Annotated in this window: 18 protein-coding genes; 8 read left to right on the forward strand and 10 right to left on the reverse strand. The window is 41.7% G+C overall.

The genetic code is table 11. The annotated features are described in order from the left end of the window. Positions 1–969, forward strand: a complete 969-nt coding sequence (locus ACOSV2_RS15740) for a hypothetical protein (protein WP_428975966.1) — start codon at positions 1–3, stop codon at positions 967–969. A 375-nt stretch (positions 970–1,344) separates the two neighbouring features. Here the strand turns inward: ACOSV2_RS15740 and ACOSV2_RS15745 are convergent, their stop codons facing one another. Beyond that, on the reverse strand, positions 1,345–2,145 hold the full coding sequence (locus ACOSV2_RS15745) for a glycosyltransferase family 2 protein (protein ID WP_428975967.1): 801 nt from the start codon (positions 2,143–2,145) through the stop codon (positions 1,345–1,347). Positions 2,146–2,460: 315 nt separating this feature from the next. Between ACOSV2_RS15745 and galU the strand changes: the two genes are divergently transcribed. From galU to ACOSV2_RS15765, 4 genes are all read left to right on the forward strand, one after another. Next, positions 2,461–3,333, forward strand: a complete 873-nt coding sequence (galU, locus tag ACOSV2_RS15750; RefSeq protein WP_428975968.1) for a UTP--glucose-1-phosphate uridylyltransferase GalU — start codon at positions 2,461–2,463, stop codon at positions 3,331–3,333. Between the two features lie 16 nt (positions 3,334–3,349). Next, positions 3,350–4,654, forward strand: coding sequence for a UDP-glucose dehydrogenase family protein (locus tag ACOSV2_RS15755; RefSeq protein ID WP_428975969.1), 1,305 nt, complete (start codon positions 3,350–3,352; stop codon positions 4,652–4,654). 72 nt (positions 4,655–4,726) lie between these two features. After that, complete coding sequence (locus ACOSV2_RS15760; RefSeq protein ID WP_428975970.1) at positions 4,727–5,863, forward strand: glycosyltransferase family 2 protein; 1,137 nt, start codon at positions 4,727–4,729, stop codon at positions 5,861–5,863. 173 nt (positions 5,864–6,036) lie between these two features. Continuing rightward, entirely contained in the window at positions 6,037–7,848 is a 1,812-nt protein-coding gene (locus tag ACOSV2_RS15765; protein ID WP_428975971.1) for an LTA synthase family protein, read from the forward strand. A gap of 18 nt (positions 7,849–7,866) precedes the next feature. Here ACOSV2_RS15765 and ACOSV2_RS15770 read toward each other — a convergent pair whose 3' ends face one another. The 3 genes from ACOSV2_RS15770 to ACOSV2_RS15780 all read right to left on the reverse strand — a co-directional run bounded on the left by ACOSV2_RS15770 (position 7,867) and on the right by ACOSV2_RS15780 (position 10,881). Continuing rightward, positions 7,867–8,334 (reverse strand): SRPBCC family protein, encoded by a 468-nt coding sequence (locus tag ACOSV2_RS15770; protein WP_428975972.1) that lies wholly within the window; start codon positions 8,332–8,334, stop codon positions 7,867–7,869. A gap of 469 nt (positions 8,335–8,803) precedes the next feature. Then, a complete protein-coding gene (locus tag ACOSV2_RS15775; RefSeq protein ID WP_428975973.1) occupies positions 8,804–9,865 on the reverse strand; it encodes a glycosyltransferase family 4 protein in 1,062 nt (353 codons plus the stop codon). A 371-nt stretch (positions 9,866–10,236) separates the two neighbouring features. Next, positions 10,237–10,881, reverse strand: coding sequence for a YigZ family protein (locus ACOSV2_RS15780; RefSeq protein ID WP_428975974.1), 645 nt, complete (start codon positions 10,879–10,881; stop codon positions 10,237–10,239). Positions 10,882–11,449: 568 nt separating this feature from the next. Between ACOSV2_RS15780 and ACOSV2_RS15785 the strand changes: the two genes are divergently transcribed. Next, positions 11,450–12,565, forward strand: a complete 1,116-nt coding sequence (locus ACOSV2_RS15785) for a sensor histidine kinase (protein ID WP_428976282.1) — start codon at positions 11,450–11,452, stop codon at positions 12,563–12,565. Positions 12,566–12,595: 30 nt separating this feature from the next. Continuing rightward, positions 12,596–13,273 (forward strand): response regulator, encoded by a 678-nt coding sequence (locus ACOSV2_RS15790; RefSeq protein WP_044338399.1) that lies wholly within the window; start codon positions 12,596–12,598, stop codon positions 13,271–13,273. Positions 13,274–13,726: 453 nt separating this feature from the next. On the opposite strand, the gene treR is transcribed toward ACOSV2_RS15790, so the two are convergent. Then, positions 13,727–14,449: a trehalose operon repressor gene (treR, locus tag ACOSV2_RS15795; RefSeq protein ID WP_428975975.1), complete on the reverse strand. Its 723-nt coding sequence runs from the start codon at positions 14,447–14,449 to the stop codon at positions 13,727–13,729. A 118-nt stretch (positions 14,450–14,567) separates the two neighbouring features. On the opposite strand from treR, the gene ACOSV2_RS15800 reads away from it, so the two are divergent. Beyond that, entirely contained in the window at positions 14,568–15,173 is a 606-nt protein-coding gene (locus tag ACOSV2_RS15800) for a hypothetical protein (RefSeq protein ID WP_428975976.1), read from the forward strand. Between the two features lie 54 nt (positions 15,174–15,227). Here ACOSV2_RS15800 and ACOSV2_RS15805 read toward each other — a convergent pair whose 3' ends face one another. The 5 genes from ACOSV2_RS15805 to treP form a co-directional block, all read right to left on the reverse strand. Continuing rightward, positions 15,228–15,389: a Spo0E family sporulation regulatory protein-aspartic acid phosphatase gene (locus ACOSV2_RS15805; protein WP_428975977.1), complete on the reverse strand. Its 162-nt coding sequence runs from the start codon at positions 15,387–15,389 to the stop codon at positions 15,228–15,230. Positions 15,390–15,442: 53 nt separating this feature from the next. Next, the gene (locus ACOSV2_RS15810; protein ID WP_428975978.1) at positions 15,443–15,715 is read right to left on the reverse strand and encodes a hypothetical protein; all 273 of its coding nucleotides are present in this window, start codon (positions 15,713–15,715) and stop codon (positions 15,443–15,445) included. Continuing rightward, a complete protein-coding gene (locus tag ACOSV2_RS15815; protein ID WP_428975979.1) occupies positions 15,705–15,956 on the reverse strand; it encodes a hypothetical protein in 252 nt (83 codons plus the stop codon). Before ACOSV2_RS15815 ends, ACOSV2_RS15810 begins: the two co-directional genes overlap by 11 nt. 146 nt (positions 15,957–16,102) lie before the next feature. After that, positions 16,103–17,788, reverse strand: a complete 1,686-nt coding sequence (gene treC / locus ACOSV2_RS15820) for an alpha,alpha-phosphotrehalase (RefSeq protein WP_428975980.1) — start codon at positions 17,786–17,788, stop codon at positions 16,103–16,105. A 349-nt stretch (positions 17,789–18,137) separates the two neighbouring features. Next, the gene (gene treP, locus ACOSV2_RS15825; RefSeq protein WP_428975981.1) at positions 18,138–19,553 is read right to left on the reverse strand and encodes a PTS system trehalose-specific EIIBC component; all 1,416 of its coding nucleotides are present in this window, start codon (positions 19,551–19,553) and stop codon (positions 18,138–18,140) included. Positions 19,554–19,924 lie beyond the last annotated feature (371 nt).

Genomic DNA, 19,924 nt, shown 5'->3' on the forward strand with positions numbered 1-19,924 from the left:
TTGAGTTCATACAAAATCTTTCTTTCATATCTGATCTTTGTGGTTCTTTTGTTCGGCATCATTGTTGGCGTGAAAACAAAAGAGGTGCAAAAAAGTGAATATAAATCGGTCGGAAACGAATATTCACTCCTGAATTTTGGCTTAGGGGAAAGGTATCAAGAAGTATTCAAGGTTCTTGAAGATCCTGAATCCAAGGATGAAGTACTGGATGATTCAGAACAGAAACTTCGCGTCCACTTCACTGGAGGAGAAGCAGACTACCTGATCACATCCAATAAAAAGTTCAAGATTTCCGGCACGATTAACGCAGGAGATGACCTCCAAAAGGTCATTGACAACAACTTAGAGCTGGACATGTTTGAATATAAAGCAGATGAAAATGCTGCACAATCGTACGTGTATATGATTATTAAAAAACAAAGCGTTGTATTCGAAGTAGAAGAGGGGAAGATTACCAAAATACTATTGGCTCAAGAAGAAATTCCTATTGTCGAGTTAATCAGTGCTTTGAATGAAGAGCTTGCAACGGAAGAGTTTCTCGAGTTAACAGACGAAGAGCTTCTCAAGAAGTCCGGCATGCTGAGCTTCCGAATCGATTACGAGAAGAACAACAGAAAAGTACTATCCGATGAATTCCTGCAATACGTTGACGCAGGTCTCTTACCAGAAACGCCATTACCAATCGGGTATTCAGAAAAGAACCTGTTCCGTAAATATGGTGATCCTGTTTACATCTTTGAAGGAAAAGGCGAGATTGAATTCTTCTACTACTACAAAGAGTTCAACTCCTTTGTTGGATTGAACGAAGAGAAGCGACTCGTGGAAATTAAGTTCCCGGTAAACATTCCGGCAGCTGAGTTCGAAAAGATCCATGGTGATCTTGAAAATGAGCTCGACCTCGAACAAAACGAGCTGGAGTTAACGAAAGAAAATGACATGATTACGGAAGTCATTTTAAAAGAGAAGTGATTTCTTGAGATGCACCCGGTGGAGTCGGGTGCATCTTTTTATTTCTTTGTCCGTCACCCTGACCTATGATGAAGATGGGATTCAATCCCGTAGTGGAAAGGCATAAAGGGAATTCGACACGAAGATCAATTATTAGAAATCAGGATCAATTACCTCCAAAACAGGATCAGTTTTCCCGCGAAGGTCATTCCAACCCACAAATTTCACCCTCAAATCGGCCTGCAACTTCCCCAAACAGCACATCCCAGCCCCAAAAAGGACAATCTAAAAGAAAAACCCTTCCAGAATGAACGAAAATCGATCTACCACAAACTAAAAAACGGCAGGCGCCAACAACCTGGCACTCGCCGCAAATCAAATCAAATCAATCAAACACTATTTCTTCTCATACCGGAAAATCTCTCTAAACGCCTTACCATAATACCCAAATGGCTCATCTAAATGACGGTACTTCTTTAAAAAGAAGAGAGTCAATAGAACAACTGCAGTAGGGGTATTGTACATTCTCTTAAACAACGGACCTTTTCCGATAAATGACTTTTCATACAAGCGGGTTTGCATCTCAGGCTTCTCGTGATTGACGACCACCTTCGGATAATAGCTGATGGACTTATTATTTCTGGCTAAATCAAATAGGAAGACATTTTCTTCTCCGGAAGGATAGATTGCACCTAATCCGAATTTCTCGTCAAATTGAATCAGAGAACGCTCGATATTCGCCGTTTGGATAAAGATCTCGATAGAAGACTTCTTCAACAGCTTACCGGTTGTAACCTGTTTCTGCTCTTCTTCGTCATATTCTTTATAGTAAACGCCTTGGATCGGATCATAGATTTGGAAGCAAGCGACATCGGTCTCGAGATTCTCGTTGAAGTAATCAACAACAATCTGGAACGAGTCGTCATTATACCAGCAGTCATCATCCGAAAACGTCAGAATGCTCCCATTGGCATGCTCAATACCAACGTTTCGGGCAAGTGACAACCCTTTGCGATCAATTTCAATATGATTGTATTTAAAGTTAACATCTTTTAAAACGGATGTAATATAATTGTGATTGTCTTGTGATACAATAATGACTTCGAAGTCTTTATATGCTTGATTATTAAGACTTTCAAACAATCGTTTCAGTTCCTCTGGCTTCGTTCCAAGAGTTGGTACGATTACACTAATCATTTTCTTCATCCTCACATCTGAAATTACTCGCTATATTATAGCACATTAAACCTGTGAGATTAAGAAATCAACAACATATGGTATAATACTCGTGAAATTTAATGATTTTGGCTCATCGATTGGAACGAACGTTTCAATCGCTTTCAGCAAAGCTGAAAGTACGCCCTGTGGAGAGAAAACGAAAGAGCAAAAAAATTTGCTCGGGCGTTTTCTCTCCACAGGGCGTAAATGAGCCAAAATCTGCAGAAACTATTTAAAAAGACTTCGAACCAGAATAAGAACAAATGATTTACACAAAACTAAGAGGTGAGTTCTTTGAGAGTAAAAAAAGCGATTATCCCGGCTGCGGGTTTAGGTACTAGATTCTTACCAGCAACAAAGGCACAGCCGAAAGAAATGTTACCAATTGTAGATAAACCTACAATCCAATATATTATCGAAGAAGCCGTTAATTCCGGGATAGAGGATATCCTGATCGTAACAGGACGTGGAAAACGTGCCATCGAAGATCATTTTGACAAGTCTTTAGAGCTTGAAGAGATGCTTGCGATGAAAGAAAAATACGATGAACTCGAGCAAATCAAACAAATCTCTCACCTGGCGGACATTCACTACATTCGTCAAAAAGAGCCAAAAGGACTCGGACATGCCATCTGGTGTGCCAGAAAATTCATCGGGAACGATCCTTTCGCAGTCCTGCTTGGAGACGACATCGTGGTCTCTGAGAAACCTTGTCTTAAACAACTGATCGATGAATTCGAAGAAAAAGAATCGAGCATCATCGGCGTACAGGAAGTTCCTGACGAGGACGTATCCAAATATGGTGTCATCGACGTAGAAGACCCTACGAACGATGGTCCACTTTTCAAAGTCAAAGGACTCGTAGAAAAGCCGAAACTAGAAGATGCTCCCTCTAACATGGCCATCATGGGGAGATATGTTCTAACACCGGATGTTCTTGATATCTTAGGCAACCTGGAGCCTGGTCAAGGAAATGAAATTCAATTGACAGATGCTCTTCAAGAATTAAATACTAAGCAAAATGTTTACGGATATTCTTTTGATGGTAAAAGATATGATATTGGAAACAAATATGGCTTTGTTCAAGCAACGGTAGAATTTGCTTTAATGAGAGATGACCTTAAAGGTCCATTAAAAGCTTGGTTAAAAGACATCATTTCAGAATGAACAAGGAGAAATTAAGATGAATATTTGTGTAATTGGTACGGGTTATGTAGGACTTGTTTCAGGCGTGTGCTTCAGTGACGCCGGAAACAAAGTGACATGCCTGGATATAGATGCTCAAAAAGTAGAGAACCTGAAAAATGGGATCATCCCTATATACGAGCCGGGCTTAACCGAATTAGTAGAAAAGAACATCAGCGAAGGCCGTTTATCTTTCACAACGGATTATGCTCAAGGGATGAAGAATGCAGACCTTGTCATCATTGCGGTCGGAACTCCTCCAAAAGAGAATGGTGAAGCGAACCTGCAATACATCGAAGCGGCTGCCCGCTCGATTGCGGAACACCTGCATGACTATAAAGTGATTGTGACGAAGAGTACGGTTCCAGTGGGAACAGGTGCCATGATCAAAAGTGTCATCAAAGATGTTGTCGGCCACGAAGAATTCGATGTCGCATCAAACCCTGAATTCCTTCGTGAAGGATCGGCCATTCACGATACAGTGAATATGGAAAGAGCGGTCATTGGTGTGGAATCAGAGAAAGCGGAAGCGATCCTTAAGGAATTACATGCTCCGTTCACCAAAAATGTCGTCGTAACAAATATCGAAACATCTGAAATGATCAAATATGCGTCCAATGCGTTCCTTGCAACGAAAATCAGCTTCATCAATGAAGTGGCAAACGTGTGTGAACTTGTTGGAGCAGACGTGACGAAGGTGGCAGAAGGAATGGGCTATGACCCTCGTATCGGCCCTCAGTTCCTGAACGCAGGAATCGGCTACGGTGGTTCATGTTTCCCTAAAGATACAAGTGCCCTTGTAAAGATTGCCGATCAAGTAGGCTACGATTTCAAGATTGTCAAAGACGTTGAAGAGGTGAATGGTCTTCAGCGCTTTAAAGTTGTAGATAAGCTGGTAGAAGCTTTTAATGGGGACCTGACGAACAAGAAGATTGCCGTTCTCGGTCTTGCATTTAAACCGAATACAGATGACATGAGGGACGCACCTTCTGTTGATGTGATTCCGAAGCTGCAGGAGCTTGGAGCTGACATCATCGCTTATGATCGGATTGCCGAGAAAAATGCGAAGGCGCTTATTCCGAATCTGCGTACTGGTCAAGATCTATATGAAGTCATTCAAAACTCTGATGCCATCCTCATTTTAACGGAGTGGGATGAAGTGAGAGAGCTTGATTTAGAGAAAGTATCTGCATTGGTTAACAGCAAAGTAATCGTTGATGGACGTAATATCTTTGATCCTGCTAACATGGAAGAGAACGGATTCTACTACGCATCAATCGGAAGAAAAACGATTAAAGCATAATATGATAGGTGGATCCTTCATCAGGGTCCACCTTCAATTGGTATATAAGGATAGACGAGAGGAAGTCATGATATGATACTAGAAATAATCTTTTGGCTGCTGATTCTTCTTTCGGTTTATATCTATGCCGGATATCCGATTCTGCTGAAACTCCTAACTGGAGTTGTCAAAAAGGGTCAAATCACGGATACAGGCTATGAACCAAAGGTAACGCTCTTTATCGCAGCGTACAACGAAGAGAAAGTCATCGCTGAAAAAGTACAAAACTCTGTGGATCTTGATTATCCACAAGACAAGTTTGAAATCATCGTTGTGTCAGATGATTCATCCGACAGAACGAACGACATCGTCAATGAGTTCGTGGCAAAATATCCGAACGTAAAGTTGAATGTCGTGAAAGGGAGAAAAGGAAAGACCGCGGCACTGAACAAGTCCGTCCCTCTGGCAACTGGTGAAGTTCTTGTATTCTCTGATGCAAACTCTCTCTACAATAAAGATGCCGTTCATCATTTAGTGAAGCACTTTAAAGATGAAGAAATCGGTGGAGTTTGTGGTGAGCTAAGATTGACGAATCCAACCAACTCATCAATCGGAGAATCAGAGGGTGCTTACTGGAAGTATGAGAAGCTCTTGAAAATGCTCGAGACGGCAACAGGTACGACAATCGTAGCAAATGGTTCGATCTATGCCCTTCGTAAGGAATTATTCAAAGAAATGAATCCAAACGTTGGGGATGATATGCAGAACCCGCTGATCATCATCAACCAGCAAAAGAGATTCGTCTACGAGCCGAATGCGATTACGATGGAAGAGACGTCACCAAAATCATCAGAAGAATTTGGCCGGAAAGTTCGTATCGTAACACGAAGCTTCACTGGAATCATGAGCTACAAGCATGTGTTGAATCCGTTCAGGAATTTCGATTTCTTCTATAAATACATGTCTCATAAATTCTTAAGATGGCTCGTTCCTTACTATATGATTGCCATATTTATCATTAATCTTTTCTTACTGGATCAGCCAGTCTATCAAGTCATGTTCGGCTTACAATTGGCATTCTACATCCTCGCACTATTAGGCAAGGTGACGAGCAACAAAATAACGTATATCCCATACTACTTCTGCTTGGTAAACTATGCAGCCTTCCTCGGTACAATGAGAGCGATCTCAGGTAAGAGACAGGCAACTTGGACACCAACTAGTAGATAATGGAAATAAAACCCGGTTTGAGCTACCTCAAACCGGGTTTTTTCGCGAGTTCATTTATCGTGTCCATCACTAATAAAGTCGATTTCTACAATAAAATGTCAAACCCTGACTTTATAAGTAAAAGGAAAAGTGTTAAAATTTTATTACAATTATGTAAATGAGGTATTAAGATTATGAATCTAGTAAACAAGCTAAAACAGGCGTTGCTATCCATATGGCAAGACAAACTGCTACTCATCTCTGCCATTGGTCTTTCCATTAAAGTCGTCCTATTTTATTTATTTTTAGGAAAAGGCCTGTTTGAAGTGAAAAGCTTATTTGTGACACTTCCGGGCAGTATTTTGATGTTATTTTCTTTTGTGTTTTTATTTAAGACGTGGTCGAGGAAGACGGCCATCATCGGTCTTAATATTGTAGCGACCTTCCTGTTGCTGTCCCAGTTATGGTATATCCGCTACTTTGGTACACCTTTATCGTTCTTTGCCTTGCTGCAGACTTCTAATCTTTCAGGATTAGGACCGAGCATCATGGAACTGATCAACGGGCTGGATGTCCTGTTAGTAGTAGATATCGTCCTAATGCTCATTCTGACTAAAAAGAAATCATTTTCGATTCCTAAGGTGCAATGGAAAACCTTTATCATACTCTTCCTTGCAGGTTTCAGCATCCTTGCCGTGAAACCATTGAAGAATCATTATGTCGACGGCACTCCATATGCTCAAATCTTTAAGATTTACGATCGCTATGATTACATATTGAAGTTCAATCCCCTTCAATACAGTGTGCTGGATATGTACCTGTTTTATCAAAACAATCGTTACATTGACTTGAACGAGGAAGAAGAAGCTCTCGTGAAAGATTGGTTTGACAATAAAGAGGAATATAGAGAAAAGAGACTGTACTTAAATAATAAGTACGATGGAGTCGGTGAAGGGAAAAACCTCATCATTCTGCAATTCGAATCCCTGGAAAACTGGGTGCTGAATAAAAAGGTGAATGGGAAAGAGGTCACACCCAACCTGAACAAACTGTTGAAGAACAGTATCTATGCCTCCAATTTCTATCCGCAAACGAAAGGCGGCCGAAGCTCTGATGCAGAGTTTGTCGTGAATACGTCCCTGTTGCCGGTAATGGAGGGGAGTACATTCTTCCGATATCCGACGAATGATTACACAACGCTACCCAGTCTATTGAAGGAAAAGGGATATTCCACCTATGCATTTCATGGGGACGAGGGTACGTATTGGAATAGAAGAGAAGCTTACCCTCATATCGGAATTGATGAATACCATGCCATTGAGGAATTCCATGAAGGGGAAGAAATAGGGATGGGCTTAAGTGATGAAGAGTTTTTCCATCAATCGGTTGAATTCCTGAGCAAGAAGGAGCAGCCTTATTATGGCTATCTGATCACGTTAACAAGTCATACACCGTTCGTGATCCCTGAACAATTCAGAGGCCTGGAATTTGAAGCTCAATACAGTGACACGTCAGCTGCTCACTATCTTCAGTCCATTCATTACACGGATATGGCAGTTGGCAAGTTACTGGAGGATCTTGAAGCGAATAATATGCTTGATAACACCATGATTGCGATCTTCGGTGATCACGCGGCCTTCGAAAGCAGCTACAAGGATCAAATGATGAAAGAAAATCCAAAGGTTGAGGGGATTGATGAAGAAGGCAGAGTGCCATTCATCCTCTACAATCCAGGCATGGAACCGATGGAATTAGACAAGGCATACGGTCAAGTAGATATCTATCCTACGCTGGCCTATGTAATGGGCATTGAAGAAAAGAAGTATGAAGATGTGATAATGGGTAGAAATATGCTGACATCTGATGACAGTTTTGCCGTCATTCCACTGGAGAATATCATTCGTTCAGATCGTGAACTGACAGAGGATCAGAAGAAATACGAATTGAGAGCTCAGCAAGTATCGGATCTTATTATCAGAAGTAATTATTTCGAAGAAAAAGAATAACCACTTGAACACTCCTGTCTATGTGATAGGAGTGTTTTTCTGCTCTGCGATATTCTTCAATTGGTTTGCTCTCATTTCGATGAATGTGTGCATGTACTTTTTTAAAAAGATGATGTCTGCAACCGCCCCTACTAAGCCCAAAGGAGCTCTATAAGAGAAAGTATCCTTCATTAGTGCGCCATTTTCCTGTTCACGAAATTCATGGATATGAGTAAAGGATTTAAAAGCACCCTTCACCATCACGTCTGTGAACGAATGGGGAGCATCCATTTCGACAATTTGAGCCGTCAGTCGCTGTTTAACGCCAAAATGAACGGCTTCCCAAGTGACGGTATCTCCAATCTCTAATAATCCGCTTGTGACGCCTCCTATAGCCCTCTCTTTCGTTTTAGAGGTAGTTTGAGTATGAATATCCACATTGCGGGCTAAATCAAAACAAAGGGAAACAGGAGCATTTATGTGCGTTATATGGCGAATCGTGGGCAAAATAGAGTCAACTCCTTTTCTTAAACGTAATTTTCGGACGATCGGTTGTTTGAAATGGAGGACGGACCTGGATGTATCGAACGCTTATATCAAGAAAATTCGACACGGAGGATCAAGTAATTGAAATGAGGATCAACTAATCAGATTTAGGATTAAAAAAACTGAATCAGGATTAATTATCGTAAATCCGGATCAATTATATCCCAAACCGGATCGATTATCCAGCGAAGACCCATTCAACTCACAGATTCTCCACCAGAATCGGCCTTCAGACTAGTCCTAGACGACATTCCCAGCTGAAAAAAGGACAATCTAAAGAAAATCTCCTTATTATCAGCCCATTTGAAGTCAAAACAGGTTATTTTTGTCCGATCAGGTAAAAAAGGATAATCAATAAAGAAAACCTTGGATAATCATCCAAGGTTTTCTACTAATCTAGTATTTTCCACGCATAAACGAAAGCGTGTGCTTATCTTTCACGTAGTTTCTTCATCGTATTGATCAAAGGCTTATGCTGACCGATCAATCCAACCACTTCTGCCGTTAACTGAATGATAATCACCAGAACAGCGGAGAATAAAATAGCTCCCCAAAGCGTTGATCGAGTGAAAAGAATCGCGCATAGTCCGAAAAATGCTCCGATCGCATAAATGATCAAGACCGTCTCTTTATGAGAGAAGCCCATTGCCAGTAAGCGATGGTGTAAATGAGATTTATCAGGTGCTGAAATCTTTTGCTTATTCAGGATACGTCTGATAATCGCAAAGAACGTATCGAAAATCGGTATAGCCAGGATGATAATTGGAACAACTAAACTGAAAATCGTCACACTCTTGAACAATCCAAGGAGCGAGATGATGGAAATACAATAGCCAAGGAATAATGCTCCTGTATCACCCATGAAGATCTTCGCAGGATTGAAGTTAAAGAATAGAAATCCGATGGTGCCACCGATTAAGATAACGGTAAGGGCAACGACCATGTACTGACCGTTCATGGCTGCAAGAGCCATAATGGACGTCATGGCGATAACGGATACTCCCCCTGCCAGTCCATCCAATCCGTCGATCAGGTTAATGGCATTGGTGATTCCGACGATCCACAGGATACCGAACACATAACTGAAATTCCCTAAATATATACGCTCTGCCACGAACGGCAAAGTAATGAAGTCAATTTTAAAGTCGGCAAACACGACGATACAAGCTGCCAGGATTTGTCCAACAAGTTTAGCTTTTGGTGACAAGGTAAAGCGATCATCTAGGATCCCTACGATCAGGATGATTCCTCCGCCAAGAATGACCGGCCAAAGTGGAACAATAAGGTCGTTCAAGTACAACAAGCCAGCTGATGCACCGATGACGATCGATAAGCCGCCCACACGAGGCATGAGTCCTTTGTGAACCTTTCGATGGTCTGGTTTATCGACAAAGCCAAATCGCTTGGCGAATTTGATTACGAATGGAGTCACTGCTACAGAAACAACTAAAGAAATAGCAAAAGCAATTACAAAATCAATTAGAGAGTACATTCGTTCACCTCTTTTTCTTCTATGGGCACTCCAATTGTAAGAATACCACATATTTAATGATGTGCAACAGTTTTTTTAAGGGAACAATTACTAAAATGCGTAGTGGATATTATGTCAAAAAAAGCAGAGGCTTTCTTCATTAGACGTCGAATTTTAGTGAAAAGTTTCAAAAAGTAACAAGTTAATTTACTACTACCCATTAACCAGATGGATCTAAACGTTAGGATGTCCAATTAATTTCACCATTGTAGGCGAAAAAAGGTTATTTCTCTATCCGTCTAAAGAGTCATTTTTCCGTGTTACTTCTATACAATTAGTATGAGTTTGATGAAGGCTTTGTAAGAATAAAGATTTTTCCAATGTAAATTTTTTTACGTGTTGGTTTCAACAGGCGTTTCAAGGTATTCCACATCGCCTTCCATAATGTCAGCCTGTCCATTTGTAAGCTCTGTCATCCACTCGATGAACGCAGATTTATTCGCTTCCTCTACATACACCTCGACCTCGACGGCTTCCAGGTAATGAATGTCTTTCAGTTGATAATCGGAAGATCTCACTTCGTTTTCCACTTTTCCTAACCACGTATAATCAATCGTAGATCTCATGATTCGCATCAGGCTTCTTTCCACAATACCGGCAGCATTCAATCCCTCGGAAGTCGCACGTCCATACGCACGGATAAGTCCTCCGGCGCCAAGCTTGATTCCACCGAAATAACGGGTGACCACGACAACGGTGTCTTTAAGATTCCTTTTCTTTAACACCTCCAGCATAGGCACTCCTGCGGTCCCGCTAGGTTCACCATCATCATTCGCTTTTTGGATCAGATTATTTTCACCGATCATATAGGCAGAACAGTTATGATTAGCACCCGAGTGCTTTTTCTTAATGGAAGCGATAAACTCCTGTGCTTCTTCTTCTGATTCCACACGATTTACATAAGTGATGAACCTGGATCGTTCTATATTGATTTCATGTTCCCCGTAACCCTTGACGGTACTATAGTGATGTAGCAATACGCTTTCTCCTTTCTGTTTCCTTATGTATGAATAATGGCGAAATACGCGTTTAATCTCTGTTTGTATCCTATATCTACTATATATAAAAGTAGAACGGATTGCACATAAATATATATCTATATTCCAATTACATACGGAAATAACTGGTTCTACATGAAATAATGGTAATACAATGTAATCAAACTTTAATCTCCGACAATATGTGACATGGTATAATGGACGCTGATAGTAATACTTCAGTTGTTCCAAAGCTCTGAAAGGGAAGTCGAATGGTCTAGATAATTCCCATTCATTCTCTTATGTTCCCGGAGCGAATGATCCCTTGGTAGAGGTATTACATAGGAATATGCCTAGATGAATAAAGGAGTTTTATGATTTTACATGGAATTGATAATAGGTAGATGAGTGGTAGGTCCATGGACATAACGAAATGGATGAAACTCAAGCTGAAATAACCGATTATTACTATGTAAGTATAGTTTTACATGAAGCTTTATTCTGGGTTGACTACTATAGTGGAACAAAAGAGGGGTGTACCGTGTCACTTAAAAAAATAGACACCAAGATGTTAGATAGCATCCTGAAAAAGATGGTCGATACGGTTGACGAAAGTAAGGATGAAATCTTCCAGATTGGCGAGCAATGTCGAACTGATTATGAAGATTTGATGAAAGAACTGCTGGAAGTGAAAGAAATGGTCTTGAAAGTGATTGATGAAGGAGATCACCTCCAACAGAAATCGAAGTTTGCCCGACTCAGACTTTCTGAAGTAAGCAAGCATTTTCAAACCTATTCAGAAGATCAGGTAAGAGAAGCGTATGAAAAGGCTCATGACCTGCAAATGAAGCTATCCATGAATAGACAGCAAGAAAAGCAATTGAGGGACCGTCGGGATGAACTGGAAAGACGGTTAAATGCACTAGGGGACACGATTGAACGGGCAGAAAATCTTTGCTCACAAATATCCGTCGTTCTCAATTATTTAAATAGTGACTTAAGGCAAGTGAATGAGGCACTGGAGGATGCGAAGCAGCGTCAGGATTTCGGCCTGCAAATCATTGAGGCGCAAGAGGACGAGCGGAAACGCTTATCCCGGGAGATTCATGATGGTCCTGCGCAAATGATGGCCAACGTCTTAATTCGTTCCGATCTGATCGAGCGGGTTTTTCGTGAAAAAAGCGCAGACGATGCCATCAAGGAAATCCGCGACCTCAAACGGATGGTCCGCTCAGCCCTATACGAGGTCAGGCGCATCATTTACGACCTCAGACCAATGGCGCTTGATGACCTGGGGTTAATACCGACCCTCAAAAAATACTTGAGTACAATCGAAGAGTATAACCAGGAGACCTCCATTCAGTTTGTGAATATGGGGCTCGATATCAGACTTCCTTCAAAATTCGAAGTCGCTCTATTCCGATTAGTACAAGAAAGTGTCCAGAACGCACTTAAGCACGCTGAAGCGTCACATATCCAAGTTAAAGTAGAAGTAAAGAAAGACCAAATAACAGTTGTTGTCAAAGACAACGGCAAAGGATTCGACAAAGACAAACAAAAAACAGGATCCTTTGGCATCATGGGGATGAAAGAACGTGTCGACCTTCTTGAAGGAGACATCACGATTGACTCAAAAGTAGGAACAGGAACGGTCATACTGATCCAGGTTCCACTTAATAAGTAAATTTTTCCAAGGTTTAGGGAGGCGAAAGACATGGCAACAAATATTGTTATCATTGATGATCATCAGCTTTTCAGAGAGGGAGTAAAACGAATCCTTGAATTCGAACCTTCTTTCAACGTAGTAGCAGAAGGCGATGACGGTTCAGAAGCCATGAACCTAGTTGAAACACACGAACCAGATGTTGTCCTGATGGATATCAATATGCCTGAAACAAACGGCGTAGAAGCAACACGTGAACTGATGGACAGATACCCGGATACAAAGGTCATCATCCTATCCATCCACGATGACGAAAACTATGTTAACCATGCTCTGAAAACAGGAGCACTGGGTTATTTATTAAAAGAGATGGACTCAGAGGCACTGGTTGATGCAGTGAAAATCGTCGCAGATGGCGGTTCCTACGTTCATCCGAAGGTAACACATAACCTGGTAGCAGAATACAAGCGCCTGGCAAATGCCCAAAACTCAGGTGGATTCCAACAATCCGAAGTTCGCCGCCCGCTTCACCTATTAACGCGCCGCGAGTGTGAAGTACTGCAAATGCTTGCTGATGGTAAGAGTAACCGAGGTATTGGTGAAGGACTGTATATCAGTGAGAAAACTGTCAAAAATCATGTAAGTAATATATTACAAAAGATGAATGTGAATGACCGTACTCAGGCAGTTGTGACTGCGATTAAGAACGGTTGGGTGGAAGTACGATAACGTTTAGAGAGACATGAGTATTGTTCATTTGTGGTTGAGAGAGCGGCCCTTCTTTGAGAAGGGCCGTTTTTTGGTTTTTTTGTTGGAGTTTTGGATGGGTTTCAGGCTTTGGATTGTCTGTTTTAGCTGGGAATGAGGTTTAGAAGAGGATGAATCCCCGATATGGGGGTGAAATTCCTAATCGGGGATACCTTCGCGGAGGAATTAATCCCATTTGGTCTGTTTTCAATCCCGATTTCGAATAATTAATCCTGTTTGGAATTTATTGATCCTTATTTTGATTAATTAATCCTCTTTTTAAATAATTGATCCTGCATGTCGAATTTTCTTGATGTATGTTTGCGTTAGGCTCATCCAGTACCAAGCTCCACTCTCCGACAGCAGGCTGTTACTTGACTGTCAAAACAGCGTATCACTAAAAAATCCACTCCCCAACTAGGAAGTGGACTCACCCTAATGCTTTCTCCGCGCAAAATCAACAAACCGGAACATATCCAACCGATGTCTCGATTCGGTATATTCAAATAGCGTCGCATCCTTCAAGTGCACATAATTCTTCACGACCACCACATGATCATATCTATCTAAATCAAGATATTCCCGGTCCTCATCGGTACACTTTTCCACAACAATCTCTTTTTTGGCAAAATCGATCGGAAGCTCCAGCTCGCTCTCCAGATATTCATAAATGGAGTTCTCGCATATTTCTTTCGTCAACAAAGGGACTTGTTCTTTCAGAAAATAGGATTTATCCAATATAATTTTTTCCCCGCTGATTTGACGGGAGCGGACGACTTTCCAGACTTCAGCGTTTGCAGGAGTCTCGAGCTGTGAAGCTACCTGATCATCCGCATGCATTAATCCAAAGTCATGAACGAATGTCTCAATCTGATCCCGACCCATAGAAGTCTGCAGCTCTTTAAAGCTCACAAGCCCTGAAATCGGAAAGCTCATCCGCGACACATCGAGTACGAGGGACCCTTTTCCACGCAGCTTCTGAATGAACCCTTTTTGAGCCAATAATGTAAGCGCTTTACGAATGGTCTCACGTGAAGTGGAATACATCACCGAGAGCTCGTTTTCCGAAGGCAGGATCGAACCCGCTGTATAGGTACCATTTTGTATTTTTTCAGAGAGATCCTCGAAGATTTGTTTGTATTTATTGCTTTTCGTCATAATATCACCTGCTATTATTTTACCATAATTAATAGGAAGAAATGAGATTGAACTTGAGTGTTGTGAATATTTTCAATAGAATGGAGATAGCGCAAATTTTAGAAAAGGGTGAAGAGCATTGTCGAAACAGCATTGGAAGAAAATCATGTTGGGAATTGGCATGAGTACATTACTATTGGGTGCTTGTGGTGCAGACGAAGAGAAGAAGGAAGAGAACACAAACAGTACGGAAGAGGTAAAGCCAAGTGAAGACCCGGCAACAGATGAAGCGGCATCTCTGAATCAGATGACACAAATCGTTGAGGATGCGAGCGAGCTGAAAGAAGCAGAGGGTATCCCGGAAGAAGAGAAAACGGCGATCAACGCAGCCTTTGATCAATATATCAATGCATTTAACGAAGAAGACTTTGAATCATACATGAGTGTCATCTCGAAGACCCCGGTGAATTTCGAATACGCGGACGAAGAGCGCTATGTGAAACAGATATTTGACTCCGTCGATTCAAAGCGTACGGTTGAAAACGTGAAGATTATTAATTACGCTGCCGGTAAAAAAGCAGATGTTTATGCTGATATTGAAGCGACGACGAAGGACCCGAACAGTGATAAAGAAGTGACCCGTTCCGGTAAGCAAGTAACCGTCTTCCATAAGAAAGAAGATGGATGGAAGGTTGCGGCGATTTTCTTTTTAGCTAGTGAAGGGGAAGAGGGAGCTACTGAATAGCAATAGTGCAGACTGAGGCGGATTGTATCCGCCTCAGTCTGTTTTTGAATGCATTCAATGCAAGGAAGAGTAATGATTAAATATTTCATCAAGCTCCCGGCTTAGCCGGAGGGTCGTTGGGTGCAGGAAACCGTGCGCGAGTGCAAACTCTTGGAGCTCCAGCCTTTTCTGTTCCATCTCTTGAAGGGTATCTATGACTCTAATAGAAGTGTTCATGGTGAAAAACTCCTTTTTAATTTATTATGCCATAATTAATTATTAATATTAACCTAATTTACATATAGGTTAACAAAGTGGTTGGTATTATCGAAGTTCTTCTTTTTAATCAACTTCCAACGAATAAAAAGTAGAAGAAACGCAAAGCTATAGTTTACCACAGCGATGATTATGAATGCCGGAAGTTGCTCCGGTAACGATTCATTGGAGAAGACATCGGGACTAATCATGGCGATGGGTACAGTACCACCGATAAATGCCATGATGGCGAAAAATAGTAATCCGATCCGGGAATATTTTCTAATCATAGTTTTATCAGAAATCATTGGTGTTGCCTCCATTTGTGTCTTTTCTGAAGAATTTCATACGAAGAATGAGTGCAATGGCGCAAGACCCGAATAGAAATAAAGCCATTGCGGATAAGGGGACTACTACAATTGGAATCTGGTCTTTGGGAATCACCCAGAGAAGTAATACAGAGAACATTATGATCCCGCTTATACCCATGATGATGCTATACAATAAAAGTGCAGTTCTTACAGATTGTTTGACTTTCAGTTTATTCATATATTTCCTTCTCCAATATTGAAATGGTTCTTTGTCATGATTTACAATACCCACTATTTTCCTATTTAAACCATTATTCATGTTATATCAAAGAAAGAACGTTCAGAGAATCATCCACCTCTAAACGTTCTTAAATTTATTAATACTTATTTTGTAAAATGAAACACAACAGACTCATAAGGACGTAACGTTATGTTCTTATGCTCATTCGCCGTATCTTCGTAGTTAGACAACAATACCTCGCTCGACCAGCCTTCAACATCGACCTCATCAGGAAGAGAGAACTCTGCTTCATGACTATAGAAGTTGTTCACCACAAGTAGTTTTTCACCTTCACCGTTGCGGACATAAGCAAAAATGTCACGGTGATCTTCCAGAATCAGCTGATAGTCGCCATCCACAATGATGTCATATTCCTTGCGAAGACGGTTCAGCTGCTGGTAGTGATAGAAGACAGAGTTTTCGTCTTTCAGCGCTTGTTCAGCATTGATTTCCTTATAGTTCTTCGCCACCGGAATCCAAGGAGTGCCGCTCGTGAATCCGGCATTTTCTTCCCCATTCCACTGCACCGGCGTTCTTGAGTTGTCACGGGACTTGTGACGCAGAATTTCTAAAATCTCTTCTTCAGACTTACCTTGTTCTTTTAAAATATTGAAGATATTGATGGACTCAACATCACGATACTCATCAATGTTGGTGAACTTAGGATTGGTCATCCCGAACTCTTCACCCTGATAAATATAAGGAGTGCCCTGCATCATATGAATCGTCGTCGCGAGCATTTTCGCTGATTCGTTATGGTACTCCCCGTCATTTCCGTAGCGGGAGACGATGCGAGGCTGGTCATGGTTACACCAGAATAGGGCATTCCAGCCTCCGCCTTTGTACATTTCACGCTGCCAGGTAGAAAGGATGTCCTTCAGCTTAAGAAAGTCAAAGTCAGCAACAGACCATTTCTCACCGTTAGGGTAATCTACTTTCAGATGGTGGAAATTAAACGTCATGCTGAGTTCGTTGCGGTCAGGTTTCGAATATTTGATACAGTGATCGATCGTTGTAGAAGACATTTCTCCAACCGTCATGATGTCATATTGAGAGAAGACTTCCTTGTTCATTTCCTGCATATACTCGTGGACCTTGGGACCGTCTGTGTAAAACTTTCGTCCGTCTCCAGGTGCGACCGAACCGTCATCGTCAGGGAAGTCCTGATCCTTGGAGATTAGGTTGATTACGTCCAAGCGGAAGCCGTCGACGCCTTTTTTCAGCCAGAAGTGCATCATGTCATATAGCTTCTTGCGGACTTCATCGCTCTCCCAGTTTAGGTCAGCTTGCGTCACGTCAAAGAGGTGAAGATAGTACTGACCTGTTTCTTCATCATACTGCCAAGCGTTGCCGCCGAACTTGGACTGCCAGTTTGTCGGCTCGGAACCATCAGGCTTGCCGTCCTTCCAAATATAGAAATCACGGTACTCGTTATCCTTCGATTTACGGGACTCAATGAACCACTGATTCTCCGTGGAAGTATGGTTGATCACGATATCCATAATGATCTTAATCCCACGCTGGTGAGCCTGTTCTAATAGCTCATCGAAATCTTCCATCGTCCCATACTCATCATGAATATTGAAGTAATCGCTAATGTCGTAACCATTGTCGCGCTGAGGACTCTTGTAAATCGGCGTCAGCCACACCACATCAATCCCAAGCTCCTTCAAATAATCCAACTTCGCCGTAATCCCCCTAATATCCCCAACGCCATTCCCCGACGTATCATAAAAACTCTTCGGATAAATCTGATAAACAACCGACTTCTTCCACCAAGGCTGCTTCATATCTAAAACACCATCCTACATTAAATTTTGAGGGACGGACCTCAATCCATTTCACTTATGCACCATCATGGCCGTCAAACATGACTCTTCTGTGATCTTGCTATCATAAGGTCCGTCCCTGCATTACGAAAGAGGGACGGACCTCCAACACATATTTCTCTAATTTTCTACCCATGAGACCGGACATTCCGCACCACTTCAAGCTTTATGAAGGTCCGTCCCTAAACAAAAGGGAGACAACCATCCATCACACTTAACCTGAAACGCAGGCGAGTGGCTTGAATTGATTTGTCCCCCTTAGTTTAACTTGTATATACAAGTTGTTACAACTATTTTCTCTCTATATTTATTAGACTGCTTCGTTTTTGCTGAATTTTGACCATACCATTGTCAGGACGAATGGTACGACGATACAGATGGCCATTCCGATAAAGAATGATAGCCAGTATTCAGGAATGATCGATAGGAATCCAGGTAATCCGCCTACACCGATGGAGAATGCTTTTGTTCCTGTCATCGCTAACAGTACACCACCGATGGCAGACCCGATCAAGGCACTGATGAATGGATAGCGGTAGCGCAGGTTAACCCCGAACATTGCCGGTTCCGTAATTCCTAAATAAGCAGAGATGGCTGACGTACCTGCCAGGCCACGAAGCTTTTCGTTTTCTTTCTTCGCTACAAACATCATGGCAAGCGCTGCTGAGCCTTGTGCGATATTCGATAGTGCCAGGATTGGCCATAGGAATGTTCCACCTTGGCTTCCGACTAGCTGTAAGTCTACTGCAAGGAAGGTATGGTGCATACCTGTGATAACCATCACCGCATACAATCCACCATACAGCAATCCACCTAACCAAGAAGCAGAGTCGAATACCCAAACGACACCGTCAGTTAATAGGTTACCGATAAAGAACGTAACCGGTCCAATCAAGATAAATGAAGCAAATCCAGTAATTAAGAGTGCAACTGGTGCCACTACTAAGAGCTTGATGGAATCGTGAACTCTCTTATCCAAGAACATTTCAATTTTCGCTAATAGATAGGAAGCAAATAGAATCGGTAGAACTTGTCCTTGATACCCAATTTTGTCGACTTCTAATCCGAATAAGTTCCACGTAGGAATCTTTTCTGCACTTGCATAAGACCAGGCGTTAAGTAAGTCCGGATGAACCAGCATAAGACCTAATACGATACCGAGTAATGGACTTCCACCAAAACGCTTGACCGCTGACCAACCAATCAACCCGGGCAGGAACACAAAGGCCGTGTTGGCAATCAAGTTAATAATCGAAGCAATATCTGCCCATTGCTTATGAACATCAATGACCGATTTCTCATCATAGAAAATCCCCGGCCCGGTCAAAATATTATTCAGACCCATCAACAAACCGGCTGTAACGATCGCAGGCAGAATCGGAATGAAAATATCCGCCAATACTTTGATCGCACGCTGCAATGGATTCAGGTTTTGAGTAGCGGCATCCTTCACATCCTGTTTCGATGCCTGCTCAATCCCTGTTTCCTCTGCTAAAATTTGATACGCTTTATTTACAAGACCTTGTCCGATGACAACTTGAAACTGACCATTGGAAGAGAATGAACCCTTCACCAGATCAATCGCTTCTAATCTTTCCTTATCCACTTTTTTCTCATCATTCAGTACCAACCGAAGACGAGTCACACAATGAGTGGCCGTGCGGATATTATCCTTGCCGCCAATCGCTTCAATAATTTCCAGAACGTCTTCACGTTTCACGCTCATGAAATTCCCTCCTTTAGGTATGGTGCATGGCAACTCCCGGAAAAATGTCGAAAGTTGTCTTGAACCCGCTTTCATTTCTATTAATGGAATTCCCCTAAATAGTATGTGGAAAACGCTTCTGTGTATGCTTTCGTAAAAAACATCCGATAAAACGAAACGCTTTCATTTAGTAGGGGGCTAGTTGTATATACAAGATATACTCTTATTGTATTCATGTATATACAGGTTGTCAATGGAAAAGTGTAGCGGTTTCATTTGGATGTAGTCAAAACAAAAATCTGTAAGTGGAGAGTGCAAGTTGATTTCCGCTCCAATCAACTTTTTGAGAATGATTCCTTTTAAATTGACAGTGCTTTAACAGAACCTATGTA

This window comes from Rossellomorea sp. DUT-2, from assembly GCF_052665285.1.